Here is a 26,309-nt window from a genome sequence, read left to right on the forward strand (position 1 = left end):
GGTTCTCCTCCTCAGGTGGTCCGGCTGCGACCCTAACTGTCACACCGGCGTGGCACGATCGGTACCGGGACAGATTCCGCTCAGGGAGGGCCGCTCGTGTTCGTGTTCTTGGCTGTCGCGATGGTCGTGGTCGTCGGGGCGGTCACGCTCGCCGTGGTCGGCGGCGGGGACAGCGCCGCGCTGCCCGAGGTCGCTCCCGAGCAGTTGGTGGACCCTCTGCCGACGACCCGGCCGCTGGGGCGGGCGGACGTCGAGGCGCTGCGGCTGCCGGTGGCGCCGAGGGGCTATCGGATGGCGGATGTGGACGATGCGCTGGGCCGGCTGGGGGCGGAGCTGGCGGAGCGGGACGCGCGCATCGCCGAGCTGGAGTCGGCGCTGGCGGGGGCGCGGGCCACCGCGGTCGACCGGCCTGATCTCTTCACCAAGCCCGGTGAGGAGCCGCGCCGGTGAGCGGCGGCACCGTGGCGGGGCCCGACGGGAAGCCCCGCTGCCCCTGGGCCCTGTCCGCCGAGGACTATCTCGCGTACCACGACGACGAGTGGGGCCGCCCGGTCCACGGGGACGAGGCGCTGTTCGAGCGCCTGTGCCTGGAGGCGTTCCAGTCCGGCCTGTCCTGGATCACCATTCTGCGCCGCCGTGAGGGCTTCCGCCGTGCCTTCGCCGACTTCACGATCGCTTCGGTCGCGGAGTTCACCGACGCCGACAGGGACCGGCTCCTCGCCGACGAGGGCATCATCCGCAACCGCGCCAAGGTCGACGCGACGATGGCGAACGCGCGGGTGCTGGTGGAGTGGCGGCCCGGCGAGCTGGACGAGCTGATCTGGTCGCACGCGCCCGCGGCCGCGGGCCGCCCCGCCCCGAAGTCCGTCGCCGACGTTCCGGCCGTCACGGACGAGTCGACGGCGCTGGCGAAGGCCCTCAAGAAGAAGGGCCTCCGCTTCATCGGCCCGACGACGGCGTACGCCCTGATGCAGGCGTGCGGGCTGGTCGACGACCATCTGGCCGACTGCGCGTCCCGCGGGGCCGCGACCGCCCGCTGAGGCCCGCGCCGGGGGCACTGGGGCGGACCCGGACCGCCCGGACCGCCCGGACCGGGAGGGAACGGACAGAGGGGCGCGATACGGCCCGGCGGGACCGCCGCGCCGCACCCTTATGTCTTCTGCCGGACCACCGGGCTGCCGGACTGTCGGCTTCCCGGGCTGCCGGACCTTCCGGGCCCGGTGGATCTACCCGGCCTTCCCGCCCTCGTGGGTCTGCCGGATCCGGCGGTGGCGGGGGCGCCACGCCCGGGGTGCGGGACTCGTACGTATGTTCCCGGCCGGGCCCGTACGGATGTACGGATACCCGGCCGGGAACCCCGTCGGCCCGGGTGCCGCTACCGGCCCCGGTACTTCGGCTTCTCCTTCGCGATGAAGGCCTCGACCGCGATGGCGTGGTCTTCCGAGGCGCCCGCGCGGCCCTGGAGTTCGTCCTCCTTGTCCAGGGTCTCGTCCAGCGTGTGCGCGGCGGCGAAGGCGAGGGATTCCTTGATCGCCGCGTAGGCGACGGTCGGGCCCTCGGCCAGGGCGCGGGCCACCGCGACGGCCTCGGCGGCCAGTTCGTCCGCCGGGACGACCTTGTTGGCGATCCCCAGGTCGAGCGCCTCCTGGGCGCCGATCGAGCGCGGGAAGAGCAGCAGATCCGCCGCCCGGCTCGGGCCGATCAGCCGGGGGAGCGTCCAGGAGACCCCGGAGTCGGCGGTGAGCGCGACACCCGCGAAGGACGTCGTGAACTTCGCGGTGTCGGCGACGACCCGGTAGTCCGCGGCGAGCGCGAGGCCCATGCCCGCGCCCGCCGCCACACCGTTGATCCCGGCGACGACGGGCTTCGGCATGCCCGCGAGGGCCCGCACGACGGGGTTGTAGTGCTCCCCGACGGTGCTCATGGTGGTGCGGCTGCCGGTCTTCCTGTCCTCGGCGAGCAGCGTGATGTGCTCCTTGAGGTCCTGGCCGACGCAGAAGGCGCGCCCGGTGGCCGTCAGCAGGACCGCCCGTACGGCGGGGTCCTCCCCGGCTGTCAGAACCGCCTCGCGGAGCGCGACCTTCGCCTCTGTGCTCAGGGCGTTCATGGCCTCGGGCCGGTTGATCGTGATCGTCGCGAGTCCGTCGCTCACGTCGTACAGCACGGAGTCGGCCATGTCGGGTCCCCTTTGCGGCTCTGCGGTGGGTGTACAGCCCAGCATGGCGGAGATCCACCGGGACGGACATGTGACCTGCGCCAAAGAATCCGCCCTCCGGGCCCGCTGTCGCGGCGGCGAAGTATCGCAGGCGGATCGCCGAATTGGGTGGTTTTGAGAAAGCGCGTTGCCTAAGCGATGCCGACTGATGTTGGTCATCGGGTCCCGCGATGCGGGATAATGACCTGGAAGCAATGTGTTCGATGCCGGTACGCGTGCCTACCCAGGGGCCGTCGGCGGACGATGAGCTGGTTTCAGGAAGGGGAACGAGCATGGCGGCCATGAAGCCGCGGACGGGCGACGGCCCGCTCGAGGTGACCAAGGAGGGGCGGGGCATTGTCATGCGCGTTCCGCTCGAAGGCGGCGGTCGGCTTGTCGTCGAGCTGACACCGGACGAAGCAGACGCGCTCGGCGACGCTCTGAAGAAGGTCGTCGGCTGACGCTGAAGCCAACCAATTACTGATTTCACTGCCCCGGCATCGCATGGTGCCGGGGCAGTGACACTTTCCCGGGTGACTTCCACGGGGCTTGTGGATGACTTCGCGGGGACTTTCCCCGGCCCCGGGACGAACTTCTTCCGACACCGTGCGGACTTCGGCGGCTGTGAGGGCGGCCTTTGAGGCCACTTCGCCCGGCTCCCGGGCAAAGACCTCCCAATGACTTCGGGCGGACTTCGCACGGACTTCGCGATGACTTCGGCCGGTCTCGGGGCGGACTTCCCGATGGCTTCCCGACGGCTTCCCCTTGGCTTACGGGAGGGCGTGCCGCCGGCATACGGATGGCTTCCTCCGGGGCCTCGGTAGGAACTCCGACGGCTTCCCGTGGGCCCCGGACGAGTATTCGACGGGCGGCTCCGGCCCGCTCGGCGACGGCTTCGGGACAGCCGGTTTTCCCTCGGTGATTCCGCTCCCTGCCCCGGTGCGGGCTCGGGGCCGAATCCTCCGCCGCTGCCGGCCGCCGGTGGCGGTCGTCGGTGGCGTGACGATGGCGCTGGACGGATTTTTCGTGATGTGCGGCTTCCCGGGCTCCGCGTGACCGGGCGCGCGCCCGGGGCACGGCGGGCGGCGTGGTGGGGCGGCAGCGCTATCCGCGCCGGACCGCGCAGAGGAGCCCGTCCCCGACGGGCAGCAGGGACGGCAGCAGCTCCTGGCTCTCGCGTACCGAGCGCAGCAGCTCCCGCAGCCGCAGAACCTCCGCCGGCTGGGCCGCCGAATCCACCGTGCGACCGCGGGCGAAAACCCCTTCGAAACAGACAAGACCGCCTGGTCGGAGCAGGCGCAACGATTCAGCGAGGCACTCCAGCGTCTCCATCCGGTCGCCGTCGCAGAACACGAGGTCGTAGCCGCCGTCCGCGAGCCTCGGCAGTACGTCCAGGGCGCGCCCGGGAATGAAACGCGCCCGGTTCCCGGCGAACCCGGCCGCCCGGAACGCCTGCCGGGCGAACTGCTGCCGCTCCGGCTCCGGGTCCACCGTGGTCAGCACCCCGTCGGGGCGCATGCCCTGGAGCAGATAGATCCCCGAGACGCCCGTTCCCGTACCGATTTCCGCCACCGCTTTCGCGTCCGCGGTCGCGGCCAGCAGTCGCAGGGCGGCGCCGGTGCCTGGCGACACCGAGGGGACTCCTGACTCCCGGGCCCGCTCCCGGGCCCAGCGCAGCGCGTCGTCCTCGGCGACAAAGGCGTCGGCGAACGCCCAGCTTGTCTGCCGGTTTGCGGTAATGAGCCTCTCCTGTCCCCGTAGTTGAACGCGACGTTGACTGTATCCGCTGTGCCCGGGAACCCGCTGATGGGACCGTGCGTTAACGCAATGAGGCGGACGGCAGGGGGGGGAGTACATGGAGCAGGGCCGTAAGCAGCATCCAAATTCGCGTAAAGATTCTTATCCGGAGCTAACGGGCGAGGTGGCTATGGTAGGGGCTCCGCTGGACACCACCAGAGCCGACAGGGGAGGTGCGGCTGCACCTGCGGATCGGAGAGGAGTGCTGAGGCGCTTCCTCAGGTCACCGGGTGAGCCGAAATCTGTGACCGACATTGCTGACCGTTCCCCCGCCCCCGACTCCGCAGCTACCGCGACCTTCGCATCGGATGCGGAAACCCAGGCGTGGACACCCCCCTCATGGGAGGAGATCGTCAGCACGCACAGCGGTCGTGTCTACCGTCTCGCCTACCGTCTCACCGGCAATCAGCACGACGCCGAGGATCTCACCCAGGAAGTCTTCGTCCGGGTGTTCCGCTCGCTGTCGACGTACACCCCGGGCACCTTCGAGGGCTGGCTGCACCGCATCACCACCAATCTCTTCCTGGACATGGTCCGCAGGAAGCAGCGCATCCGCTTCGACTCGCTCGGTGACGACGCGGCCGAGCGGCTGCCCAGCCGTGAGCCCTCCCCGCAGCAGGTGTTCAACGACACCCACTTCGACGCGGATGTGCAGCAGGCGCTGGACACCCTGGCGCCGGAGTTCCGTGCCGCCGTGGTGCTCTGTGACATCGAGGGCCTGTCGTACGAGGAGATCGCCGCCACCCTGGGTGTCAAGCTCGGCACGGTCCGCAGCCGGATCCACCGTGGCCGGTCGCATCTGCGCAAGGCCCTGAAGCACCGTTCTCCCGAGGCCCGCGCCGAGCAGCAGCGCATGCTGGCGGGAGCGGTCGGACTGGTGGGGGAGGGTGGATCGGCGTGAGCGGCTCAGGCCCCACCCCCGCGGAGCAGCATCTGGGGGACCGGCTCGCCGCTCTGGTCGACGGTGAGCTGAAACACGACGCCCGGGACCGGGTGCTCGCCCATCTGGCGACCTGTCCCAAGTGCAAGGCGGAGGCGGACGCCCAGCGCAGGCTCAAGGACGTCTTCGCCCGGACCGCCCCGCCCCCGCCCTCCGAGGGGCTGCTCGCTCGGCTCCAGGGGCTGCCCTCGGGACCGGGCTTCGGTTCCGGAGGCGACGACGACGGCCGGGGCGGACCCTTCGACGGCGGGCGGGTCACCGACGCGGTCTACGGAGCTCTGAGTCCCTCGGCGGGAAGACCCGGCGACCGCCGCACGGAGACGTTCGGATACGTCCCCGGGGTCCACGCGGTCCGGCGGGCACCCGCCCTGCCGGGCGGTCCGGGTGGCTTCCGTATCCATGAGGTCGGCCGCCAGGAGGCCGAGCGCTCGCCGTGGCGGGGGCGTCGCTTCGCCTTCGCCGCCGCCAGCGCCGTGTCCTTCGCCGCGATCGCTCTCGGCGGTGCGATGCCGCTGGAGACCTCGGTCCAGGCGCGGGGCGGCAGCGGGAACAGCAGCACCCCGGTGCGCACCGCCGCCACGACGGGCACGACCGGCACCGGTTCCGGAGCCGGGGTCGCCGTCTCGGCCGCCGCGCGCAACGCGGAGTACGAGCGCCGCCGCAGCGGCGGCACCAGCCCGACCAGGTCGGACGGAGGGCCCGTCGGCCGCTCCGTGCTCGGCCCCGAGGGCTCCGAGACCCCGCTGAGCCTTGCCTCCCGGCCCACCCCGACGCCGCTCGGCTCGTCCTTCACCCCTCCGCCGCTGATACGTCCCACGGGTTCGGCCTTCCAGATCTCCACCGCCCCCGGGCTCACCCCGTCGGCGACGCCCGCCCCGTCGCACCTCATCGCTCCCCCGCAGCCCGCCAACCCCCTCATGTCCCAGCGCTGACAGGCCCCTGCGCGGGGATTCGCAAACCTGGTTGAATCTCTGAACAGGTGCCCGCCGGGGTGCCGCGGGTCGGCAGTTTGCGGGGAGAGCATGGAAGACGGGAAGCCCACCGGACCGAAGGCGAAGTGGTGGAGCCGGCCCGGTGCGGGGCGCGCGACTCCCACCGAGCCGGAGGGACCCCCGTCCGCGCCGCCGCAGGCGCGGATGCCGGGCCCGGCGGGGGAGCCCGTACCGGCGGATGCCGTCCGTCCCCCACAGGCGCCCCCGGAGTACCCCACGGCGGCGCCCGTACGAGCGGAGGGGCCCGCGCCCGGGGCGGCGCACCCCGGCTCCGTATCGGCGGAAGACGACCCGGCGCCCGCTGACGACACCCGGCACCCGGTACCCGCACCCGAGCCGCTGCCCGGGGCGAGTGGCGAGGGGACCCGGCCGCAGCCGCTGCACCGGCCCGATGAGTACAGCACCCCGCCGTACGGAGGCCCGGGGCCGTGGGCGCCCGCCCCTCCCGTACAGCGTCCGGTGCCCACCCCCGCGCAGGGCACCCCCGTACCACCGCAGTACCCGGCAGCCCCTGGCACGGTCCCCGCTCCCGAGCAGCCCGCGCCCCTGACCGAGGCCACGGACGGCGGAGGATTCACCCTGCCGCCGCCGCAGTCACCGGGGGTCTCCCAGGCCCATCACCAGCCCCGGGACACACCGCCGCCCCCCGGGGGCTACCCGCCCCACCACCAGAGCCCGCCCCACCCCCGGGGCACCGGGTCCCACAGCGAGCCACCCTCGCTGCACTGGCGCCAGTACGACCCCTGGAGCACACCCGGCTCCGCCCCGCTGATGTACCCCGGCGAGCCCGCCCCCAGGAAAAGCAGACGGGGCGGGCTGCTCGCGGGGGCCGTGCTGCTCGCCCTGGTCTCCGGCGGCATCGGCGGGGGCATCGGCTCCTACATCGAGCGCAACGGCGGGATCAACCAGGTCGAGCTGGACCAGGCGCCCCGGGAGAGCGGCGGCCGCGCGCCCGACAGCGTCGCCGGTATCGCCGCCAGCGCCCTGCCCAGTGTGGTCACCCTCCATGTGAGCGGGGGCGGCGAGCAGGGCACCGGCACCGGCTTCGTCCTCGACAAGCAGGGCCATATCCTCACCAACAACCACGTCGTCGACCCGGCGGGCTCCGCGGGCGACATCTCGGTCACCTTCAGCGGCGGCGAGATCGCCAAGGCGACCCTCGTCGGCAAGGACAGCGGCTACGACCTCGCCGTCGTCAAGGTCACCGGTGTGTCCGGGCTGACCCCGCTGCCGCTCGGGAACTCCGACAATGTGCGCGTCGGTGACCCCGTCGTCGCCATCGGCGCGCCCTTCGACCTCCAGAACACCGTGACCTCCGGCATCATCAGCGCCAAGGAGCGCCCCATCACCGCGGGCGGCGAGAAGGGCGACGGCAGCGACGTCAGCTATGTCGACGCGCTCCAGACGGACGCCCCGATAAACCCCGGCAACTCCGGCGGTCCGCTGGTGGACACCAAGGCCCGTGTCATCGGCATCAACAGCGCGATCCGCGCCGCCGACACCGGAGGCGGCGCCGAGGGCGGCCAGTCCGGCTCCATCGGCCTCGGCTTCGCCATCCCGATCAACCAGGGCAAGCGCGTCGCCGAAGAGCTGATCAACACGGGCAAGGCCACGCACCCCGTGATCGGCGTCAGCCTCGACATGAAGTACACGGGCGACGGAGCACGCGTCGGAGACAAGGGCACCGACGGCTCCCCGTCGGTCTCCCCCGGCGGCCCGAGCGCCAAGGCGGGCGTCCAACCGGGCGATGTGATCACCAAGGTCGACGGCCAGCGGGTCCACAGCGGGGAGGAGCTGATCGTCAAGATCCGCTCCCACCGTCCGGGCGACCGGCTGGAACTGACCGTGCTGCGCGGCGGCAAGGAGCGGAGGATCACCCTCACGCTCGGCTCCGCCGGCGGCGGGTGAGCCTCATATGACCACCCTCCGGCACGTGACTCACGGAAGTTTCGGCGGGTACGGTGGATCGGGCCCCGGAACCATCCGAGCTGCGGGCCGCGGAGAACACGAGGAGCAGCAGGGTGTTCAATGACATAGGAATCGTGGAGCTGGTGACGCTCGTCGTGCTCGCCGTGCTCATCTTCGGCCCCGACAAGCTGCCGAAGGTCATCCAGGATGTCACCCGAACCATCCGGAAGATCCGCGAGTTCTCCGACAATGCCAAGAACGACATCCGCAGTGAACTGGGGCCGGAGTTCAAGGACTTCGAATTCGAGGATCTGAACCCCAAGAATTTCATCCGCAAGCAGCTCGGTGAGAACGACGACCTGAGCGAGCTGAAGGAACTCCGGAACACCTTCGATCTCCGCAAGGAGATCAACGACGTCGCGGACGCGGTCAACGGGACGGACTCCGCCCGTTCCGTGCCCGCCGGCGCGGTCAACGGTTCCTCGTCCGGCACGCCCGACCTGCTGAAGAAGCGCGACCAGGCGCCCGCGACCGCCCAGGAGGAGCGTCCGCCGTTCGACGCCGACGCCACCTGAGGCCCGCCCGGGGCTCCGTGCGACCAAGATCACCCGGCCGGTCCCCGATGGGGGACCGGCCGGGTCGTACACGCCCTTCGACGACCGTGAATCCCGGTGAGCCGGGACGGGGTGGCTATTCTCTCCCTCTGTCAGGACGCGAGGACGCCCGAGGGGGGCGGGTCCGCTCCGGACCTCGGACACAGAGGAGGCGGCCGGGTAGATGGAGACGACCAGTCGAACAGCGGCCCAGAGCACGGTCGAGGAATCCCCTGCTCCCGCTCAGCAGCACACGGAGACGGAGACCGCTTCCCGGTGTGCGGCCGACGGCTATGCCCGTGCGCCGTTCCCCTGGTACGGCCTGGACGGTGCGTTCACCGGCCCGCGCTGGCTGATGCAGGTCGGCTCGGCGGCCGACGGCACCGTCCAGCACGGCTCGCTGGGGCACGGTGACGAGCCGTCGATAAGGTCCGAGGCGACGACCGGGGAGAAGGAGCGGTTCGCCGCGGTCATCACGGTCGCCGCGAGCCCGGTACGGCGCAGCGGCGACGGTACGGGGGTGCTGGACGCCACCACGGTCTCGTCCGCCGCCTGGCTCGCGGGCTCGGGCCTGCTGGCCCACACCTGGCCGCCCCAGCTCGACCACTCGCTGCGGGACGACTGGCTGGACCAGCAGACGGAGACCGCGTTCGAGCTGGCCGACGATCTGCAGGGCGATTCGTGGTCCGCGCTCTCCCTGCCGGTCGACGGTGTGCCCACGCCCTTCCACTACCGCGAGTCGGAGTTCGGCTGGGTGCTGGCGGGATCGACCCTCGGCGGCGTGCACATCGGAGCGTACGGACGGGGGATGAGCGCGTACGGGCTGGGCTTCGCGGTGGTACGGGACCTGGGTCCGTACATGCGACGGGACGGCTGAGACGGCACAGCTGAGACGGGACGGCGGCTCGGTACCGCGCGTACGGAGCACTGTGAGCGTGGACGGGTCCCGGGCCGGTGCGCGGAGACGGGCGTCCGGGTAAGGGGCGTGCGGAGCCGGGCGTACGGCGCGGGCCCGGTGCGGCGCGCTTCACCGTACGCAGAAGGGCACCGTTCGTCCGGACGGTGCCCTTCTCCGACGCAGTACTACGGCTGTCGCCGCGTCAGAACTTGTTCCTCGGCGTGATGCCCAGGCTCATGCCGGACAGCCCGCGCTGGCGCCCGCCCAGCTTTCCGGCGATGGCGCGCAGGGCGGAGCCCGCGGGGGAGTCCGGGTCGGTCAGCACGACCGGCTTGCCCTCGTCGCCGCCCTCCCGCAGGCGGACGTCGATCGGGATCGACCCCAGCACCGGTACATTCGTGCCGGTCGTCTTCGTCAGCCCCTCCGCGACCCGCTGGCCTCCGCCGGTGCCGAACACGTCGACCATCTCGTCGCAGTGCGGACACGGCAGACCCGACATGTTCTCGACGACGCCGACGATCTTCTGATGCGTCTGCACGGCGATCGACCCGGCCCGTTCGGCGACCTCGGCCGCGGCCTGCTGCGGGGTGGTGACGACCAGGATCTCCGCGTTCGGCACGAGCTGCGCGACCGAGATGGCGATATCGCCGGTCCCGGGCGGCAGATCGAGCAGCAGGACGTCCAGATCGCCCCAGTAGACATCGGCGAGGAACTGCTGGAGCGCGCGGTGCAGCATCGGACCACGCCAGACGACCGGCGTGTTGCCGGGCGTGAACATGCCGATCGAGATGACCTTCACCCCGTTCGCGGACGGCGGCATGATCATGTTCTCGACCTGGGTGGGACGGCCGTCCGCGCCCAGCATGCGCGGCACCGAGTGGCCGTAGATGTCCGCGTCCACCACGCCGACCTTCAGCCCGTCGGCCGCCATCGCCGCCGCCAGATTCACGGTGACCGACGACTTCCCGACGCCGCCCTTGCCGGAGGCGACCGCGTACACCCGGGTCAGCGAGCCGGGCTGGGCGAAGGGGACCTCGCGCTCGGCCGTGCCGCCGCGCAGCGAGGACGTCAGTTCGCGCCGCTGCTCGTCGCTCATCACGTCGAGCGTGACCTCGACGCGCGTGACGCCGTCGACGCCCGCGACCGCGTCCGTCACGTTCTTCGTGATCGTCTCGCGCATCGGGCAGCCGGACACGGTCAGGTACACCGTGACGGCGACTGCGCCATCCGCCCCGATCTCAACCGATTTCACCATGCCGAGGTCGGTGATGGGTCGGTGGATCTCGGGGTCGTTCACCGTCGCCAGCGCTGCCAGCACCGTGTCTTCCGTAGCCATACCGACGATGGTACGGCGCCCGCTCCCGCCCCCGGAAAGCCCGTCAGCGGTCGGATACGTCACTGCCCGGGCCGCCGCCGTCGGGGAACGGGGCGCGCCGCTCCTCCATGTCCCTCACCAGGTCCTGGAGCTCCGACCGGATCCAGTCCCGGGTGGCGACCTCCCCGAGGCCCATCCGCAGGGCCGCGATCTCACGGGTCAGATACTCCGTGTCCGCGATGGAGCGCTCGTTCTGCTCACGGTCCTGTTCATGGGTGACCCGGTCCCGATGGTCCTGGCGGTTCTGCGCCAGAAGGATCAGGGGGGCCGCGTACGAAGCCTGGAGCGACAGCATCAGCGTGAGGAAGATGAAGGGGTACTCGTCGAAGCGCAGGGCGGGCGGGGCGCTGACGTTCCAGACGACCCACATGATGATGATCACCGTCATCCAGACGATGAACCTGCCCGTGCCCAGGAAGCGGGCGATCCGCTCCGAGAGGCGGCCGAACGCCTCGGGGTCGTACTCCGGCAGCACCGTACGGCGCGGTACCTGCGGCATGTCGAGCCGCGAGCGGGAGCGCGGGACGGGACGCTCCTTCGGCTCGCCGCGCTCGGTCGGCCCGTACTCGTTACCCATGCGCGGACCCACCGTCCCGCGGGGGCTCGTGGCCGCCGGCGGGGCCCGGCGAGGACCCCGAGCCGGAGCCGGGTCCGGGCGGGGACCCGGAGGCCGGGCCGGAGCCGGGTCCGGGGCGGTGGAGGGACCCGCTGTCGTGTCCGGACTCGCGCTCGTGGAGGGCGGACTCCTCGAACTCCGTTTCCCGCCAGTCCTCCGGCAGCAGATGGTCCAGCACGTCGTCCACGGTCACCACGCCCAGCAGCGAGCCCGTCTCGTCGACGACCGGCGCGGCGACCATGTTGTACGCGGCGAGGTAGCTGGTCACGTCGGGCAGCGGGGTGTCCGGCGCGAGCGGCGGCAGATCGCTGTCCACGACGGAACTGACGAGGGTGAACGGCGGGTCCCGCAGCAGCCGCTGAAAGTGCGCCGTCCCCAGATACCGGCCCGTCGGCGTATCGTCCGGCGGCCTGCACACATAGACCTGCGCGGCCAGCGCGGGCGACAGATCCTCCTGGCGTACGCGGGCCAGGGCGTCGGCCACCGTGGCGTCCGGCCGCAGCACGATCGGCTCGGTCGTCATCAGCCCGCCCGCCGTCCGCTCCTCGTACGACAGCAGCCGGCGTACGTCGGCGGCGTCGTCCGGGCGCATCAGGGTCAGAAGCCGCTCCTTGTCCTCCTCGGGCAGCTCCGAGAGCAGATCGGCGGCGTCGTCCGGGTCCATCGCCTCCAGCACGTCCGCGGCACGGTCCTCCTGGAGCTTGCCGAGGATCTCCACCTGGTCGTCCTCCGGCAGCTCCTCCAGCACATCGGCGAGCCGTTCGTCGTCGAGAGCGGCGGCGACCTCGGCGCGGCGCTTCGGCGAGAGGTGGTGCATCACATTGGCCAGGTCGGCCGGGCGCAGCCGCTCGAACGTGGCGACCAGGCTCTCCGCGCCCTGGTCGTCCTCCTCCAGCGAGAAGCCGGTCACCGCGGACCACTCCACCGTCAGCGTCTCGCCCTTGCGGCGCAGGGCCCCGCCCCGGCCCCTGCGGACGAAGACCCGGTCGATCTCCCAGTCCCGGCGGGCGGGCAGCCGCTGCACGGACACATCGAGCACGGTGACCTCCTCGCCGCCCTCCACCAGCCGCACCCGGCGGTCCAGCAGCTCACCCAGGACCAGCCGCTCCGTGGGACGCTGTTCGAAACGGCGTACGTTGAGCACACCCGTGGTGATGACCTGGCCCGACTCGATACCGGTGACCCGGGACATCGGGAGGAAGATCCGGCGCCGGGTGAGCACCTCGACGACCATGCCGAGCAGCCGGGGCGGGCGGTGGCCCACCCGCAGCATCGCCACGAGGTCGCGGACGCGTCCGACCTGATCACCGTTGGGGTCGAAGACCGGTACGCCGGCAAGATGGGAGACGAAGACGCGGGGAGTGCTTGCGGCCATGATTCTTTCTCTTTTGTGGCTCGGTTCGCTTCCGGGCCGCTTCAGCGTGCACCGACGGTCGATCGTGCTCGACCGCTCGTTCCTCGCGGCCTCCGCGCGTTCTCCCTTTCGGCACCCGCGCGGCCCTTCAGCTCACTCGCCTTCTTTTGTGGGCTCGGTTCGTTTCCGGGTTGGTTGAGTGTGTGTCGACGGTCGATCGTGCTCGACCGCTCGTTCTTCGGGACCTCCGCGCGTTCTCCCTTTCGGCACCCGCGCGGCCCTTCAGCTCACTCGCCTCGTGGTGGGGCACGGTGTCGGGTCTTTGTCGGATCTTGTCGGAAAAACTGCTGTTCAAGGGCTTCAGGCTAGCCCGTACCGTTCCGGGGCGCCGGTGGTCGGCGTCCGTATGGCTGCTGCTGAGGCGCTCAGGCGGCCCGGGTACGCTGCGGACTGCCACCCCATGAGAAGTAGATGAGAGGCAGTGCGCTGGTGACTCTTCTCCCCCCGGTTTCCCGGGCCCGCCGGGCCGGCCCGGTTTCCCGGGCCCGCCGGGCCGCGCTCTGTGTGGCCCTGTGCGCGGGGCTGACGACGGGGCTCGCCTCCTGCGGGGAGGACCCGGACAAGGGGACCAACGGGATCGGCAAGCTCTCGGCGACCGAGATCGAGAGCCGGGCGCGGGAGGCGGCGGACGCGGCGACGGCGGTACGGCTCTCCGGGACGCTCGTCAGCAAGGGCGGCACGTACCGGCTGAACATGCGGCTCAAACAGGACGGCGGCACCGGATCCGTCACCTCCAAGGAGGACACCTTCGAGCTGCTGCGGGTCGGCGACGATCTCTTCATCAAGGCCGACGCGGCCTTCTGGACCCACCAGGGCGACGGCAAGCCCGGCGAGCCGCCCTCCAGGACGGACGCGGAGGCGGCGGGCAAGCTCGACAACAAGTATGTGAAGGTCCCGCAGGGCGACCCCGCGTACAAGCAGTTCCGTGGCTTCACGGAGATGGATGTGCTCCTCGACGGGCTCCTCGGGATGCAGGGCGACCTGAGCAAGGGCGACCGTACGAAGGTGGGCGGCATCCGCGCGATCAAGGTGAAGGCGGAGGACGGCGACGGCGGTGTGCTCGATGTCTCGCTGGAGGGCGAACCGTATCCGCTCCAGTTCGCGCGGGCGGGCGGGGCGGGGGTGCTGACGCTCGGCGAGTGGGGCCTGGACTTCGCGCTGGCCGCTCCCTCGAAGGCGGAAACGGTGGACTACGGCCGCCAACTCCCCACCTCCAGCGACTGACTCCCGCCCGGATCCATGAAGCCCGTCCGTGACTCACCCCGGGGTGGGCGCGGTGCCGGGAGCCCGTCCGGCGTTTGAGGACGGAGGGTGCCGTGGGGCGCGGGTCCGCGTCGGGCGGGGGCCCGGTGACCGAGCCCGTCGGGGCGCGGTGCCGGGAGCCCGTCCGGCGGTGGAGGACGAAGCGCCCCGCGGCGCTATCCGCGCTTCTTGGCCCGCCGCAGAAGCAACCGCGGCAAACCCGCCGGCATCACCCCGCGCGTCGTCGCGGGCGACCCCGGCGGCGGGGCCGCGAGCGAACCGTTCGGGAGGGATGTCGTCGAGGACACGGGATCGAGCCGCAGCACCCGGCACTCCCGGGCCCACCGCTCCCGCAGCCCCTCCGTGTCGGTCGCGTTCAGCCGCTTGGACTTGAGTTCCGCGACGGCCGACTCCCACGCCTCGGAGCGCGGTTCGAGTTCCGTCACGGACGCGGTCCAGGCGACCAGCCGGCCGCCCTTGTCCTTGCTGCGGACGGTGACCTCCGCGCTGCCGCCGGCCCTGAGCCCCGGCAGCGGCTGCTCGCCGGGGCCGTCGCCCACGACATGCGCCGCGCCCTCGTGCCAGATGTGCCAGAGCGCCCGCCCGTCGCCCTCGTCCCGGGCGCCCTCGCCGCGGACCCAGATGAGGCCGGACTTCTTGGTGGCCTCCTCGACGAGGGCCCGGCCGAGCAGGTGTTCTGTCATGGGCGCAGCCTATCTAGAGCCAGCCGTTGCGCTTCAGCGTGCGGTGGATGGTGAAGCAGATCCCGGCGATCGCGGTGAGCACCATGGGGTATCCGTACTGCCACCGTAGCTCGGGCATGTAGTCGAAGTTCATGCCGTAGACCCCGCAGACCGCCGTCGGCACCGCGATGATCGCCGCCCAGGAGGTGATCTTGCGCATGTCCTCGTTCTGCGCGACGGTCGCCTGCGCGAGATTGGCCTGGAGGATGGAGTTCAGCAGCTCGTCGAAGCCGATGACCTCCTCCTGCACCCGTGCCAGATGGTCGGCGACATCGCGGAAGTACTTCTGGATGTCGGGGTCGATCAGCCGCATCGGCCGCTCGCTCAGCAGCTGCATCGGCCGCAGCAGCGGGGAGACGGCCCGCTTGAACTCCAGGACCTCCCGCTTGAGCTGGTAGATCCGCCCGGCGTCGGTGCCCCGCGAGCTGCCCTTGGAGGGCGCGGAGAAGACATCGATCTCGACCTCGTCGATGTCGTCCTGCATCGCCCCGGCGACCGCGATGTATCCGTCGACGACATGGTCGGCGATGGCGTGCAGGACCGAGGACGGGCCCTTGGACAGCAGCTCGGTGTCCTTCTGGAGGCCGTGCCGCAGCGCGCGCAGGGAGCCCTTGCCGCCGTGGCGGACCGTGATGACGAAGTCCCGGCCGGTGAAGCACATGACCTCACCGGTCTCCACGACCTCGCTGGTCGCGGTCAGTTCGGCGTGCTCGACGTAGTGGACCGTCTTGAAGACGGTGAAGAGGGTGTCGTCGTACCGCTCCAGCTTGGGCCGCTGATGGGCGTGGACGGCGTCCTCGACGGCGAGCGGGTGCAGCCCGAACTCCGCCGCGATACCGGCGAATTCCTCCTCCGTCGGCTCGTGCAGCCCGATCCACGCGAAGCCGCCGCCCTCCCGCACCCGCAGCATCGCCTCGCGCGGGGTCTGGCAGCCGTCGCTGTCCAGCCGCCTGCCGTCGCGGTAGACCGCGCAGTCGACGACGGCGCTGGAGGCGGAGGGGTCACGGGTGGGGTCGTACGTGTTGTAGGGAGTGCTGCTCTTGCGCAGGGACGGACGGACCGCCGCCCGCAGGTCACGGATCATCGACATGGCTGGCTCCTCACGGAGAGGCCGTCGGCGAGTGGTGTGGCACAGCCCGGAATGGGGACGTGGGCTCACGTCCGCAAAGCGGGCGGCACCGCGGCGTCGCGGATGACGGCGTTCGCTACAGACAGGCAAAAACGAGGTGCTCTTCCGTCGTGCGAAACGCCCATGAACGGAATGCCGTCGTACGGAATGCCGCAGGCCCTGTGCGTGAAGGGCTCAGATCACCGGAGTGCGGTGATGCCGTACGGAAGAGCGGTTGGTACTGCACGGTCGACTTCGATCCACCGCAGACCCCACCTCCTCCGGCCGGTCCCCCGTAGGGGAGACGTGATGCTCGGGACCGGAGGGCCGCGCTTCCGCGTGCCGTCCTGTTCTACCGTCCCGACCAGCGGCCAAGACTATCAGCCGACAGAGGGTCAATCCCTTGTTTTGAGCTTTCCTTACGCGCTTTATGCTCGCCCTATGGGAGACGTTCTTGCTCTGGTCGAGGCCAGGCTGCTCACGGCCCTCGGGGAGCCGGACGCCCGCGCGGCGGTGACGTTCCTGGGTACGGACCGTATCGAGGTGCTCCGGTTCCGGGGCACGGCCGACGGCGGGGGCGACGGGGGCGGCGGCATCGTGCGTTACGCCACACTCGGTATGTCGGCCCTGCCCATGGCCGATCCCACGGCCGCGCTCGCCGATCCGGTGAAGGGCCCGCGCGCGGAGCTGATCCTGTCGGTACGGGCGGGGCTCGCCGACACCGACAAGGCGCTGCGCCCGCTCGCCGTCCTGGCCGCCTCACCTCAGGTGGAGGGTGTCGTCGTGGCGCCCGGGGCGTCCCTGGACGTCGGTGAACCCCTGTGGCCCTCGGCGCCCTTCAGCTCGGTGCTGGTCGCCGAGCCGGGTGGGCTGGTCGAGGATCTGGAACTGGACCCTCCGATGGACCCGGTGCGTTTTCTGCCGCTGCTCCCGATGACACCGAACGAGGCCGCCTGGAAGCGGGTGCACGGCGCGCAGGAACTGCAGGAGCGGTGGCTGACCCGGGGGACGGACCTGCGCGATCCCCTGCGCGGATCGGTGGCCCTCGACTGACGCGGGCCGCCGGAGGCCGTCGCTTTCCCGGTACCGGATCACACCGGACGGGTGATCGTCCTTGACGCGGCGACGGCCGGGTAGGACCGTTGAGCGCTATGAGGGGCGAACCCAGTTGCCCGAAGTGCGGTGGCCGGGTCAGGGCGCCCGGTCTCTTCGCCGACGCCTGGCAGTGCGATCTGCACGGCGCGGTCCACCCGCTGCAGCCGGTGCTCCCGCCCAGCGTGGAGGCCCTCGGCGTCGTGGTGCACCGCGCCAGGGTTCCCGTCTGGATGCCCTGGCCGCTCCCAGTCGGCTGGCTGTTCACGGGTGTCGCGTACGCGGGTGACGACCGCAGCGGTGGCCGGGCCACCGCCGTCGCCTGCTCGGGCCCGGGACCGCTCGGCGGCCTCGGGGAACTGCTGCTGATCGCCGAGGAGTTGGGCGTCGGGCTCGGCGCGCGCTACGCGGGCATCGACGGACTCGACCCCGGCCCCCATATCTGCGGCGACAAGGCCCCGCAGATCAAGCTGCTCGCCGCCGGCCGTCCCACCCCCCTGTGGCATGTGCGCGCGGCCCCCCACGACCGCGCGGTCTTCGCCGGGGAGGCGCGCGGGCTCTGGCTGTGGGCGATCGTCTGGCCTGAGCAGTCCGGGCTGCTGATGTACGACGAACTGGTCCTCACCGATCTGCGCGACGCGGGCGCCGAGGTCGAACTGGTGCCGTGCGGGGCGCTCTCCCCTCGGCTGCTGGACCCGGCCGGTCCCTAGGGACCCCCGGCCCCACGCGGCCCCGCAGTCCCGTTCGGCCGGTGTCCGCCGTCGCCGTTCGGTGCCGTAACCCTCGGTGCCGCAGGCCTTTGGGCCGGGCGGTGGCGCGGGGGAGGGCCCGGCGGACGGAGCCCGTGCCCCTCCCACCGCCGTACGTCCTCGTCCCGTACGCCCTGTCCCGTACGCCCCGAAGCGGAGTCCAGGGCCCCGGCGGCGCCCGTACCGCCGCCGCACCCACCCGTATCCGGACGCGTCGGGCGCAATCGGACAGGGGCGGGTGCCCGGATACACTTGACCGTCCCCTGTCCACCCTCCGCGCGACGCCGTGCGGGAGGCGCCCCGAGCCCTGGAGCCATGCGTGCGTATCGATCTGCACACCCACTCCACGGCTTCGGACGGCACGGACAGCCCCGCCGAGCTGATGCGCCGCGCCGCCGCGGCCGGACTCGATGTCGTCGGCCTCACCGATCACGACACCACCCGCGGGCACGCCGAGGCGATCGCTGCGCTTCCCGAAGGGCTGACCCTGGTCACCGGCGCCGAGATCTCGTGTGCCCTCGACGGTGTGAGCCTGCATCTGCTGGCGTATCTCTTCGACCCCGACGAGCCCGAGCTGCTGCGCGAGCGCGAACTGGTCCGGGACGACCGGGTACCGCGGGCGCGGGCGATGGTGGACCGGCTGCGGGAGCTGGGCGTGCCCGTCGAGTGGGAGCGGGTCGCCCGTATCGCCGGGGACGGTTCCGTCGGCCGCCCGCACATCGCGGCCGCGCTCGTCGAGCTGGGTGTCGTCCCGACCGTCTCCGACGCGTTCACCAAGGAGTGGATCGCCGACGGCGGGCGGGCCCATGTCACCAAGCACGAACTCGACCCGTTCACTGCGGTCCGCCTGGTCAAGGCGGCCGGCGGGGTCTCGGTCTTCGCGCACCCGGCGGCGGTCAAGCGCGGGCGTACGGTCCCCGAGAAGGCGATCGCGGAACTGGCCGAAGCGGGCCTCGACGGCATCGAGGTCGACCACATGGACCACGACGGGCCCGCCCGGGAGCGGCTGCGCGCCCTCGCCGCGGACCTCGGGCTGCTGACCTGCGGGTCCAGTGACTATCACGGGGCGCGGAAGGCCGTCTCGCTCGGTGAGTACACCACCGACCCCGAGATCTACGGCGAGATCACGCGCCGCGCGACCGGGGCGTTCCCGGTGCCGGGCGCGGGCGGACACCGCGCCTGACCACCGCCGTCCCCCTTCCTTCCTCCCGCTAGGCCATCACCGTGTTCGACGCCGCCGTTTTCGGCTCCCTGTTTCTGACCCTCTTCGTGATCATGGATCCGCCCGGGATCACCCCGATCTTCCTCGCGCTGACCTCCGGGCGGCCCGCCAAGGTCCAGCGCCGGATGGCCTGGCAGGCGGTGGCCGTCGCCTTCGGCGTGATCACCGTCTTCGGGCTTCTCGGCCAGCAGATCCTCGACTATCTGCATGTCTCCGTTCCCGCGCTGATGATCGCGGGCGGACTGCTCCTGCTGCTGATCGCGCTCGATCTGCTGACCGGCAAGACGGACGAACCCCAGCAGACCAAGGACGTCAATGTGGCACTCGTACCGCTCGGCATGCCGCTGCTGGCGGGGCCCGGCGCGATCGTCTCGGTGATCCTCGCCGTGCAGGACGCCGACGGCGCCTCGCAGCAGATCGCGGTCTGGGCGGCGATCGTGGCCATGCACGCCGTGCTCTGGCTGACCATGCGGTACTCGCTGCTGATCATCCGGCTGATCAAGGACGGCGGCGTGGTGCTGGTGACCCGGCTCGCGGGCATGATGCTCTCCGCGATCGCCGTGCAGCAGATCATCAACGGGGTCACCCAGGTCGTCCAGGGCGCCTGAGGCCGGACGGTGCGGCGCACGGTGCCCAGGTGGCGCGGACACAAGGGTGCCCCCGTACGGATCGTCCGTACGGGGGCACACCGAACCCCGGGCGATGGCCTAGGAAGCCGGCGATTCGACGGCCGGGCGGATGTAGATGCGCTGGCCCGTCGCGGCGGCCTGCTGCACGATCCGGGTGACGGAGGCGGCGTCCACGACCGTGCTGTCCACGGCGGTGCCGTCGACGTCGTCCAGTCGCATGATCTCGAAGCGCACGGCTTCTCCCTTCGTCTGATCCTCCTGCTGGAGAACTGATAGTGATGCGTTCAACAGCTGTATCAACGGGGATGCGCCTTGCAAATATTCCCTACGCTAAGTAAATAATTGCCTTGTCTAACTACTGGCGGGTGTGTATGAGCCACCGGAGAATGGGCTCCGTATGAACGACGCAGAGAGCAACGAGATGAATCAGCAGCTCGGCGAGGCCGGAACCCGGGAGATCGGTGCCCGCCTGGAGCGCACCAACGAGCTGCTCCATCGCATGCTCGCCGAGGTCGCGAAGACCCCGTCCACCCACGCCATCTTCGTGGACGCGGGTTACGTCTACGCCGCGGCCGGACTGCTGGTGGCGGGCACCGAGGACCGGCGCTCCTTCGATCTGGACGCGGAGGGGCTGATCGAGGCGTTCATCGACAAGGCCCGCACGATATTCGCGGACAGCCGGCTGCTGCGCGTCTACTGGTACGACGGCGCCCGCCGCCGTATTCACACCCCCGAGCAGCAGTCGATCGCCGAGCTGCCGGATGTGAAGGTGCGGCTCGGCAATCTCAACGCCAACAATCAGCAGAAGGGCGTCGATTCACTCATCCGGACGGATCTGGAGTCCCTCGCCAGGCATCGCGCGATCAGCGACGCGGCGCTCGTCGGCGGCGACGAGGACCTCGTATCGGCGGTCGAGGCGGCGCAGGGGTACGGGGCACGGGTCCACCTGTGGGGCATCGAGTCGTCGGAGGGGAGCAACCAGGCCGAGCCGCTGCTGTGGGAGGTGGACAGTCAGCGGACCTTCGACCTGGACTTCTGCCGGCCGTACATCACCCGCCGTCCCGTCACGACCTACGAGAACGAGGGCGCGCCGCCGCCGTCCCGCGACGAGGTCCGTTTCGTCGGGGCGCAGATCGCGGCGACCTGGCTGGCGGAACAAGGGACCGAGGCGATGGCGGCGCTGCTGCCCGGGCACCCGTATCTGCCGGGGCCGGTCGACCAGGATCTCCTCGTCCAGGCGGAACGGGTGCTCCAGCGGTCGCTGCGGGGCCACGCGGTACTGAGAAGGGCCCTGCGGGACGGCTTCTGGCACCATCTCCAGTCGCAGTACTGACCCCGTTATGTTTTTCGTGGTCCTGCAATGGGGCCACTGGCCTCCGGGCCCGGCATGACTGTTGCCCCCTGTCGAAGACATGACCTGGGGGGTGGTGTCACCGGGGCCGGGTCAGTGCCTGTCCCAGAACCGGGCGATCGCGGCGGCCGTCTCCTCGGGGCGGTCGGTATTGGGCGAGTGCTCGGCCCCCTCCACGACCGTCCTGAGCGCACCGAGCCGTCGCGCCATGTCGTCCAGCAGCGGTACGGGCCAGGCGTCGTCCCGCTCGCCGCTCAGCACATGCGCGGGCAGCCCGCGGACGGCGGCCAGTTCGTCCACCCGGTCCGGCTCGGCGGTGAGCCGGCGTCCGGTCGTGATCAGCTGCACGGGGTGGTGGCGCAGCCAGCGCGCCCGGAGGTCGTCGCGGCCGGTCGCGCCGTCCATGTCCGCGTCCTCGGGCGGATCCAGCGCCTCCATCGTGTTCCACACCTGCTCCATGCTCATGACCGAGAGCGCGTCGCTGAGCATACGCACCTTCTCCTGCTGGGCCGGGCTGATCTCGGCCGGGCCGGAGGACATCAGGGTCAGGGTCCGGAACGGCGAGGGGTCGAGGAGGACGGCGGCGCGGGCGATCTGGCCGCCGAGGGAGTGCCCGAGGAGATGGATCCCGGGGGTGCCGCCGCTCCGGCCACCGGGTTCGCTGTTCGTGCCGGTGCCGGTGCCGGTGCCGGTGCCGGTGCCGGTGCCGGTGTCAGGTCGGGTGTCGGTGTCGGTGTCGGTGCCGGGTTCCGGTCCGGTCCGGCCTTCCGCGCGGGGGCCGGACCCGCCGTCCGGGGCTTTCGTCCCCGGTGCCTCCGCGTTCAGGGCCTGAGCCTGGGCGAGCAGGTCGCGGGCCAACTCCTCCTGCTCGTAGGCCCGTTCGTCGTCGGGGCCCCCGGTCTCGTACTGGCCGCGGCCGTCGACGGCGATCACGCGGTAACCGGACGCGGTGAGGGGCTCCAGCATCGCGATGAAGTCCTCCTTGCTCCCGGTGAACCCGGGAACGAGCAGCGCGACACCCTTGATGTCCCGCTCCCGCGCCTCGGGTTGCGCGTCGAGCACGGCGAAGTCCCCACGGGAGGTGCGGAGGGTACGCGGGCGGGCGCAGGGCGGCGGCACAAAAGTCGGCGGGCGGCTCATGTGTTGAGGTTAACGGCGGTACGGGAAAGTCGCCCGGCGGCCCGGACGCCGACGGCCCGGCCCCTGAACGGGGCCGGGCCGACAGGGTGCCGGTGCGTCAGCTCTCGGGCTGCGCGGCTGCCTTTGCCGTACGCGTACGGCGGCGGGGCTTCGCCTCGGACTCGGCCGGGGCCTCCACGGTGGCGGAGACGGTGGCCTCCGCGGACACGGCCGACTTCACCGCGCGCGCCCGGGTCCGCCTGGGCTTGGCCTCGGCGGTCTCGCCCGCCGTGACCGGCGCGGACGCCTCGGCGGACGCGACCGCCTTGACGGCGCGTGTCCGCTTCGGCCCGGCCTCGGGCTCGGCGGCCTCCGCCGGGTCCACGGCCTTCACCGCGCGGGCCCGGGTCCGCTTGGGCTTGGTCTCGGCCTCCGGTGCGGCGGTGTCCGCCGCCTCGGCGCTCTCCACGGCCTTGACGGCGCGGGTGCGGCGACGGGGCTTGGTCTCCGCCTCGGCCTCGGGGGCCGCGGTGCCGGCCGACGCCTCGACCGGCTCGGGGCTCTCCACGGCCTTGACGACACGCTTGCGGGCCCGCTTGGGCTTCGCCTCGGGCTCGGCCTCGGGGGCCGGGGCCACGGACGCGGCCGGAGCCGTCCCGACGGAGGCCGATTCGACGGCAGCCGTCTCGGCAGGGGCCGTCTCGACCGGGGCGACCGCCTTCACCGCGCGGGTACGGCGACGGCGCGGCGCACCCTCCACGACCGGCTCGGACACGGGCAGCGGCTCCGCGGCGGCGGCCGGTGCGGCCGGCGGCGCGGATTCGGCGGCCGGTGCGGACGCCAGGGTCTCCACCGCGGTGGGCGCGCTCGGCGCACCCACCCTCGTACGGCGGCGGCGCCTCGGCACCCGCGGCTCGGCGACCCCGGTCTCCGCGGCGGCGGAACCGGCGGCACCGGTCGAGCCGGAAGCGGTGGATCCGTCGGCGGCGCCGGAGTCCGAGGGAGCCTCGGCGGACGCCGGAGTGCCCGCCCTCGTACGGCGGCGCTGGCGAGGAGTCCTCGTACGCGCCGGACGCTCCTCGGTCACCGCGGCGGCCTTGCGGCCACGGCCACCGGTCTCGCCCAGGTCCTCCACCTCCTCGGCCGCGAGGCCCGCCCGGGTGCGCTCGGCCCGCGGCAGAACACCCTTGGTGCCCTGCGGAATGCCCAGCTCCTCGAAGAGGTGCGGCGAGGTGGAGTAGGTCTCCGCCGGGTCGGCGAAGCCCAGGTCGAGCGCCTTGTTGATCAGCTGCCAGCGCGGGATGTCGTCCCAGTCCACCAGCGTGACGGCCGTACCCGACTTGCCGGCGCGGCCGGTGCGGCCGACGCGGTGCAGATAGGTCTTCTCGTCCTCGGGCGACTGGTAGTTGATGACGTGCGTCACACCGTCGACGTCGATGCCGCGCGCGGCGACGTCGGTGCAGACGAGGACGTCCACCTTGCCGTTGCGGAACGCCCGCAGCGCCTGCTCGCGCGCGCCCTGGCCCAGGTCGCCGTGAACGGCGCCGGAGGCGAAGCCCCGGCGCGCGAGCTGGTCGGCGATGTCCGCCGCGGTCCGCTTGGTACGGCAGAAGATCATCGCGAGTCCGCGGCCGTCGGCCTGGAGGATGCGCGAGACCATCTCGGGCTTGTCCATGGAGTGCGCGCGGTAGACGCGCTGGGTGATGTTCGCGACGGTCGCGCCCTCGTCGTCCGGCGCGGTGGCGCGGATGTGCGTGGGCTGCGACATGTAGCGGCGGGCCAGGCCGATGACCGCGCCCGGCATGGTCGCGGAGAACAGCATCGTCTGGCGGCGCGCGGGCAGCTGCTGGATGATCTTCTCGACGTCGGGCAGGAAGCCCAGGTCGAGCATCTCGTCGGCCTCGTCGAGGACCAGCGCCCGCACCTTCGACAGGTCGAGCTTCTTCTGGCCGGCGAGGTCGAGCAGCCGGCCGGGTGTGCCGACGATCACGTCGACGCCCTTGCGCAGCGCCTCGACCTGCGGCTCGTAGGCACGGCCGCCGTAGATCGCCAGCACCCGCACATTGCGCACCTTGCCCGCGGTGAGGAGGTCATTGGTGACCTGGGTGCAGAGCTCGCGGGTGGGGACGACCACGAGGGCCTGGGGGGCGTCGGTCAGCTGCTCGGGCTTCGCCCGGCCCGCCTCGACGTCCGCGGGGACGGTGACGCGCTCCAGCAGCGGCAGCCCGAAACCGAGCGTCTTGCCGGTGCCGGTCTTGGCCTGCCCGATGACGTCGGTGCCGGAGAGCGCCACGGGGAGCGTCATCTCCTGAATGGGGAAGGGTGACAGAATGCCGACGGCTTCGAGGGCTTCGGCTGTTTCGGCCAGGATCCCGAGATCCCGGAAGGTTGTTTGCTGCGTAGTCAGGGTGTTGCCTCTTCTGTGAGACGCGGCGCGAGGCGAACGATGGGGGTCGTACCGCACCTGGGTACTGGACCGGCCGTGGGTTGGCCGGATGGCGCGGGACCACTGCCGTCGCTCGAGCGCTCATGCCGCTGAGGGGGCCCCTCATCTGCGGTCGTACGCGAAAGGAAGCGCACGGTCCGCGCGAGGGCGGTCGGTTCGGAGCCGATCGTGCCACCGACCGGGCATCCTCAAGGGGTCAGAGGAACAGAACGTCCTCGTCCCTCAGTCAATCACTGCGATCGCCCGCCGAGTGAATGAATCACGCTCAGCAGGCGCAATACCACTGTACCCCGGATTCGCGCATGTGTGTTGGCCGAATTCATGGGAACCGGGGTGACAAAGGCTCCGCCGACGCGCCGGGGCGAGCCGCGGGCCTGGCTGACCAGGCCCTTACGACCCCGGTGCGGCGGGCTATTGTGCGCTCCATGGAGACGCCTGACAACGCCACTGAACCCACCGGTATCGCCGCCCAGGACTGGGCCACGGCCTCCGCCGACCCGCAGTACCGCGCAGCCGTCGTGGATCTTCTCGGGGCGCTCGCGTACGGGGAGCTGGCCGCATTCGAGCGGCTCGCCGAGGACGCCAAGCTCGCGCCGACGCTCGGCGACAAGGCGGAGCTGGCGAAGATGGCGTCCGCGGAGTTCCACCACTTCGAGCGGTTGCGGGACCGGCTCACCGCGATCGAAGCGGAGCCGACGGCCGCGATGGAGCCGTTCGCGAAGGCGCTGGACGACTTCCACCACCAGACCGCGCCGTCCGACTGGCTGGAGGGCCTGGTCAAGGCGTATGTCGGCGACTCCATCGCCAGTGACTTCTACCGCGAGGTCGCGGTGCATCTGGACTCCGATACGCGTGCGCTGGTGGTCGCCGTCCTCGACGACACCGGCCACGGCAACTTCGCCGTCGAGAAGGTGCGCGCCGCCATCGAGGCCGACCCCCGGGTCGGCGGGCGGCTCGCGCTCTGGGCGCGGCGGCTGATGGGTGAGGCGCTCTCCCAGGCCCAGCGGGTGGTCGCCGAGCGCGACGCGCTCTCGACGATGCTGGTGGGAGGGGTCGCCGACGGGTTCGACCTGGCGGCGGTGGGCGCGATGTTCGCCAGGATCACCAAGGCCCACACCAAGCGGATGGCGGCGCTGGGCCTGGCGGCCTGAGCGGACACCGTGTCCGCTGTGCGCGCCGTGTCCGCCGTTTCCGTCGGGGCGTCCGGAAGGTCTCATGGGACCCGGTCGCCCGGTCAGAAGGGGAACGCCCTGCGCAGCCGGCGCCCTGACGGCCGCAGCAGCAGCGAGAGCAGTACGGCCCCGATCAGCACCGCGCCGATCAGCGTCCCCGCGAGATGACCGGGGCCTAGTGCCACATGCGTCACATAGGAGCCGAAGAGCGCGCCGAGCGAACCGGTGAGGAACACCACGCGCCGAGCCGGGAGGCGGTCGGAAAGATGGCGTTCGGCCGCCCACGCGAGGGCGAGTCCGAGCAGAACCGAACCGAGCGCTTCCAGCAGCACTGCTGATCACCTCACGGACACGGGCGGGGGCTTCGCGGGTCGTAGCCGGTACTACCCGGTGCCCACGGAAAGCAACCCTCCGTCAGCGCTCCGAATACGCGTCCGGGGGGTGGTCCCGCGCCCGCGCCGCGGCTGTGCCGGCGCCGTCCGCCGGGGGCGATGCGCGCAGAGGGGGCACTCGTGCCGTGAGCCCCGCGTACCGGTGCGGCCCGGCGCGAGGCCGGACGGCCCCGGATACGGGATACGGATACGGATACGGGCGTGGGGGGGGGGGGGGGGGGGGGGGGGGGGGGGGGGGGGGGGGGGGGGGGGGGGGGGGGGGGGGGGGCGGGGGGGGGGCGGCGGGGGGGGGCGGGGGGCCGCCCCCCGGCCGGCCC

Annotated in this window: 26 protein-coding genes; 15 read left to right on the forward strand and 11 right to left on the reverse strand. The window is 71.8% G+C overall.

The genetic code is table 11. The annotated features are described in order from the left end of the window. The first annotated feature begins 96 nt into the window (after window positions 1-96). Together ACFYT4_RS23935 and ACFYT4_RS23940 are read left to right on the forward strand one after the other, a co-directional pair. Window positions 97-450: a DivIVA domain-containing protein gene (locus ACFYT4_RS23935; protein ID WP_389272511.1), complete on the forward strand. Its 354-nt coding sequence runs from the start codon at window positions 97-99 to the stop codon at window positions 448-450. After that, window positions 447-1,040 (forward strand): DNA-3-methyladenine glycosylase I, encoded by a 594-nt coding sequence (locus ACFYT4_RS23940; RefSeq protein WP_389272514.1) that lies wholly within the window; start codon window positions 447-449, stop codon window positions 1,038-1,040. Before ACFYT4_RS23935 ends, ACFYT4_RS23940 begins: the two co-directional genes overlap by 4 nt. 335 nt (window positions 1,041-1,375) lie before the next feature. Here the strand turns inward: ACFYT4_RS23940 and ACFYT4_RS23945 are convergent, their stop codons facing one another. After that, on the reverse strand, window positions 1,376-2,176 hold the full coding sequence (locus ACFYT4_RS23945) for an enoyl-CoA hydratase/isomerase family protein (RefSeq protein ID WP_389272517.1): 801 nt from the start codon (window positions 2,174-2,176) through the stop codon (window positions 1,376-1,378). A gap of 311 nt (window positions 2,177-2,487) precedes the next feature. Here ACFYT4_RS23945 and ACFYT4_RS23950 point away from each other — a divergent pair, with 311 nt between their 5' ends. Further along, complete coding sequence (locus ACFYT4_RS23950; protein WP_003966491.1) at window positions 2,488-2,655, forward strand: DUF3117 domain-containing protein; 168 nt, start codon at window positions 2,488-2,490, stop codon at window positions 2,653-2,655. A 643-nt stretch (window positions 2,656-3,298) separates the two neighbouring features. Here the strand turns inward: ACFYT4_RS23950 and ACFYT4_RS23955 are convergent. Then, entirely contained in the window at window positions 3,299-4,051 is a 753-nt protein-coding gene (locus tag ACFYT4_RS23955) for an O-methyltransferase (protein WP_389272520.1), read from the reverse strand. 70 nt (window positions 4,052-4,121) lie between these two features. Here ACFYT4_RS23955 and sigE point away from each other — a divergent pair, with 70 nt between their 5' ends. The 5 genes from sigE to ACFYT4_RS23980 all read left to right on the forward strand — a co-directional run bounded on the left by sigE (window position 4,122) and on the right by ACFYT4_RS23980 (window position 9,301). Then, on the forward strand, window positions 4,122-4,892 hold the full coding sequence (gene sigE / locus ACFYT4_RS23960) for an RNA polymerase sigma factor SigE (RefSeq protein ID WP_389272523.1): 771 nt from the start codon (window positions 4,122-4,124) through the stop codon (window positions 4,890-4,892). After that, window positions 4,889-5,863 (forward strand): anti-sigma factor family protein, encoded by a 975-nt coding sequence (locus tag ACFYT4_RS23965; RefSeq protein WP_389272526.1) that lies wholly within the window; start codon window positions 4,889-4,891, stop codon window positions 5,861-5,863. Before sigE ends, ACFYT4_RS23965 begins: the two co-directional genes overlap by 4 nt. A 90-nt stretch (window positions 5,864-5,953) precedes the next feature. Beyond that, the gene (locus ACFYT4_RS23970; protein WP_389272528.1) at window positions 5,954-7,831 is read left to right on the forward strand and encodes a trypsin-like peptidase domain-containing protein; all 1,878 of its coding nucleotides are present in this window, start codon (window positions 5,954-5,956) and stop codon (window positions 7,829-7,831) included. Between the two features lie 113 nt (window positions 7,832-7,944). Next, window positions 7,945-8,406, forward strand: a complete 462-nt coding sequence (locus ACFYT4_RS23975) for a sec-independent translocase (RefSeq protein ID WP_389272531.1) — start codon at window positions 7,945-7,947, stop codon at window positions 8,404-8,406. Between the two features lie 202 nt (window positions 8,407-8,608). Continuing rightward, window positions 8,609-9,301 (forward strand): hypothetical protein, encoded by a 693-nt coding sequence (locus tag ACFYT4_RS23980; RefSeq protein ID WP_389272534.1) that lies wholly within the window; start codon window positions 8,609-8,611, stop codon window positions 9,299-9,301. Between the two features lie 223 nt (window positions 9,302-9,524). On the opposite strand, the gene ACFYT4_RS23985 is transcribed toward ACFYT4_RS23980, so the two are convergent. Genes ACFYT4_RS23985 through ACFYT4_RS23995 form a run of 3 tightly spaced genes read right to left on the reverse strand, consistent with a single transcriptional unit; the run spans window position 9,525 to window position 12,688 of the window. Continuing rightward, complete coding sequence (locus tag ACFYT4_RS23985) at window positions 9,525-10,658, reverse strand: Mrp/NBP35 family ATP-binding protein (RefSeq protein WP_389272537.1); 1,134 nt, start codon at window positions 10,656-10,658, stop codon at window positions 9,525-9,527. Between the two features lie 43 nt (window positions 10,659-10,701). Beyond that, window positions 10,702-11,274 (reverse strand): DUF1003 domain-containing protein, encoded by a 573-nt coding sequence (locus ACFYT4_RS23990; protein ID WP_389272539.1) that lies wholly within the window; start codon window positions 11,272-11,274, stop codon window positions 10,702-10,704. Next, window positions 11,267-12,688, reverse strand: coding sequence for a magnesium transporter MgtE N-terminal domain-containing protein (locus ACFYT4_RS23995; protein WP_389272542.1), 1,422 nt, complete (start codon window positions 12,686-12,688; stop codon window positions 11,267-11,269). Before ACFYT4_RS23995 ends, ACFYT4_RS23990 begins: the two co-directional genes overlap by 8 nt. A gap of 468 nt (window positions 12,689-13,156) precedes the next feature. On the opposite strand from ACFYT4_RS23995, the gene ACFYT4_RS24000 reads away from it, so the two are divergent. Continuing rightward, the gene (locus ACFYT4_RS24000) at window positions 13,157-13,951 is read left to right on the forward strand and encodes a hypothetical protein (protein WP_389272545.1); all 795 of its coding nucleotides are present in this window, start codon (window positions 13,157-13,159) and stop codon (window positions 13,949-13,951) included. Between the two features lie 194 nt (window positions 13,952-14,145). On the opposite strand, the gene ACFYT4_RS24005 is transcribed toward ACFYT4_RS24000, so the two are convergent. Beyond that, complete coding sequence (locus ACFYT4_RS24005) at window positions 14,146-14,673, reverse strand: hypothetical protein (protein ID WP_389272548.1); 528 nt, start codon at window positions 14,671-14,673, stop codon at window positions 14,146-14,148. 13 nt (window positions 14,674-14,686) lie between these two features. Then, a complete protein-coding gene (locus tag ACFYT4_RS24010) occupies window positions 14,687-15,802 on the reverse strand; it encodes a magnesium and cobalt transport protein CorA (RefSeq protein WP_389272551.1) in 1,116 nt (371 codons plus the stop codon). A 459-nt stretch (window positions 15,803-16,261) separates the two neighbouring features. Between ACFYT4_RS24010 and ACFYT4_RS24015 the strand changes: the two genes are divergently transcribed. The 4 genes from ACFYT4_RS24015 (at window position 16,262) to ACFYT4_RS24030 (ending at window position 19,491) form a co-directional block, all read left to right on the forward strand. Further along, the gene (locus ACFYT4_RS24015; protein ID WP_389272554.1) at window positions 16,262-16,873 is read left to right on the forward strand and encodes a suppressor of fused domain protein; all 612 of its coding nucleotides are present in this window, start codon (window positions 16,262-16,264) and stop codon (window positions 16,871-16,873) included. 98 nt (window positions 16,874-16,971) lie between these two features. Then, window positions 16,972-17,622: a DUF6758 family protein gene (locus ACFYT4_RS24020; RefSeq protein WP_389272557.1), complete on the forward strand. Its 651-nt coding sequence runs from the start codon at window positions 16,972-16,974 to the stop codon at window positions 17,620-17,622. 358 nt (window positions 17,623-17,980) lie between these two features. After that, window positions 17,981-18,844 carry a PHP domain-containing protein gene (locus ACFYT4_RS24025; RefSeq protein WP_389272560.1) on the forward strand — a complete coding sequence of 288 codons (864 nt, stop codon included), beginning with the start codon at window positions 17,981-17,983 and terminating at the stop codon, window positions 18,842-18,844. Between the two features lie 41 nt (window positions 18,845-18,885). After that, entirely contained in the window at window positions 18,886-19,491 is a 606-nt protein-coding gene (locus tag ACFYT4_RS24030; RefSeq protein WP_389272563.1) for a MarC family protein, read from the forward strand. A gap of 99 nt (window positions 19,492-19,590) precedes the next feature. On the opposite strand, the gene ACFYT4_RS24035 is transcribed toward ACFYT4_RS24030, so the two are convergent. Next, window positions 19,591-19,746 carry a hypothetical protein gene (locus ACFYT4_RS24035; protein ID WP_389272566.1) on the reverse strand — a complete coding sequence of 52 codons (156 nt, stop codon included), beginning with the start codon at window positions 19,744-19,746 and terminating at the stop codon, window positions 19,591-19,593. Window positions 19,747-19,933: 187 nt separating this feature from the next. Between ACFYT4_RS24035 and ACFYT4_RS24040 the strand changes: the two genes are divergently transcribed. Continuing rightward, window positions 19,934-20,845 carry an NYN domain-containing protein gene (locus ACFYT4_RS24040; RefSeq protein ID WP_389272593.1) on the forward strand — a complete coding sequence of 304 codons (912 nt, stop codon included), beginning with the start codon at window positions 19,934-19,936 and terminating at the stop codon, window positions 20,843-20,845. A 111-nt stretch (window positions 20,846-20,956) separates the two neighbouring features. Here ACFYT4_RS24040 and ACFYT4_RS24045 read toward each other — a convergent pair whose 3' ends face one another. Together ACFYT4_RS24045 and ACFYT4_RS24050 are read right to left on the reverse strand one after the other, a co-directional pair. After that, complete coding sequence (locus tag ACFYT4_RS24045; protein ID WP_389272569.1) at window positions 20,957-22,003, reverse strand: alpha/beta fold hydrolase; 1,047 nt, start codon at window positions 22,001-22,003, stop codon at window positions 20,957-20,959. A gap of 97 nt (window positions 22,004-22,100) precedes the next feature. Next, a complete protein-coding gene (locus ACFYT4_RS24050; protein WP_389272572.1) occupies window positions 22,101-24,287 on the reverse strand; it encodes a DEAD/DEAH box helicase in 2,187 nt (728 codons plus the stop codon). Window positions 24,288-24,853: 566 nt separating this feature from the next. Between ACFYT4_RS24050 and ACFYT4_RS24055 the strand changes: the two genes are divergently transcribed. Continuing rightward, on the forward strand, window positions 24,854-25,579 hold the full coding sequence (locus ACFYT4_RS24055; protein ID WP_389272575.1) for a ferritin-like fold-containing protein: 726 nt from the start codon (window positions 24,854-24,856) through the stop codon (window positions 25,577-25,579). Between the two features lie 83 nt (window positions 25,580-25,662). Here the strand turns inward: ACFYT4_RS24055 and ACFYT4_RS24060 are convergent, their stop codons facing one another. Then, complete coding sequence (locus ACFYT4_RS24060) at window positions 25,663-25,932, reverse strand: hypothetical protein (RefSeq protein WP_389272578.1); 270 nt, start codon at window positions 25,930-25,932, stop codon at window positions 25,663-25,665. Window positions 25,933-26,309: the final 377 nt, after the last annotated feature.

The organism is Streptomyces sp. NPDC004609 (assembly GCF_042873655.1).
Classification (GTDB): domain Bacteria; phylum Actinomycetota; class Actinomycetes; order Streptomycetales; family Streptomycetaceae; genus Streptomyces.

Coding starts and splice junctions, on each gene's coding strand:
- ACFYT4_RS23945 (WP_389272517.1), bottom strand. CDS start 2,176: ATGGCCGACTCCGTGCTGTACGACGTGAGCGACGGACTCGCGACGATC.
- ACFYT4_RS23950 (WP_003966491.1), top strand. CDS start 2,488: ATGGCGGCCATGAAGCCGCGGACGGGCGACGGCCCGCTCGAGGTGACC.
- ACFYT4_RS23955 (WP_389272520.1), bottom strand. CDS start 4,051: ATGTACTCCCCCCCCTGCCGTCCGCCTCATTGCGTTAACGCACGGTCC.
- sigE (WP_389272523.1), top strand. CDS start 4,122: ATGGTAGGGGCTCCGCTGGACACCACCAGAGCCGACAGGGGAGGTGCG.
- ACFYT4_RS23970 (WP_389272528.1), top strand. CDS start 5,954: ATGGAAGACGGGAAGCCCACCGGACCGAAGGCGAAGTGGTGGAGCCGG.
- ACFYT4_RS23980 (WP_389272534.1), top strand. CDS start 8,609: ATGGAGACGACCAGTCGAACAGCGGCCCAGAGCACGGTCGAGGAATCC.
- ACFYT4_RS23985 (WP_389272537.1), bottom strand. CDS start 10,658: ATGGCTACGGAAGACACGGTGCTGGCAGCGCTGGCGACGGTGAACGAC.
- ACFYT4_RS23990 (WP_389272539.1), bottom strand. CDS start 11,274: ATGGGTAACGAGTACGGGCCGACCGAGCGCGGCGAGCCGAAGGAGCGT.
- ACFYT4_RS23995 (WP_389272542.1), bottom strand. CDS start 12,688: ATGGCCGCAAGCACTCCCCGCGTCTTCGTCTCCCATCTTGCCGGCGTA.
- ACFYT4_RS24005 (WP_389272548.1), bottom strand. CDS start 14,673: ATGACAGAACACCTGCTCGGCCGGGCCCTCGTCGAGGAGGCCACCAAG.
- ACFYT4_RS24010 (WP_389272551.1), bottom strand. CDS start 15,802: ATGTCGATGATCCGTGACCTGCGGGCGGCGGTCCGTCCGTCCCTGCGC.
- ACFYT4_RS24015 (WP_389272554.1), top strand. CDS start 16,262: ATGGGAGACGTTCTTGCTCTGGTCGAGGCCAGGCTGCTCACGGCCCTC.
- ACFYT4_RS24020 (WP_389272557.1), top strand. CDS start 16,972: ATGAGGGGCGAACCCAGTTGCCCGAAGTGCGGTGGCCGGGTCAGGGCG.
- ACFYT4_RS24040 (WP_389272593.1), top strand. CDS start 19,934: ATGAATCAGCAGCTCGGCGAGGCCGGAACCCGGGAGATCGGTGCCCGC.
- ACFYT4_RS24045 (WP_389272569.1), bottom strand. CDS start 22,003: ATGAGCCGCCCGCCGACTTTTGTGCCGCCGCCCTGCGCCCGCCCGCGT.
- ACFYT4_RS24050 (WP_389272572.1), bottom strand. CDS start 24,287: ATGACGCTCCCCGTGGCGCTCTCCGGCACCGACGTCATCGGGCAGGCC.
- ACFYT4_RS24055 (WP_389272575.1), top strand. CDS start 24,854: ATGGAGACGCCTGACAACGCCACTGAACCCACCGGTATCGCCGCCCAG.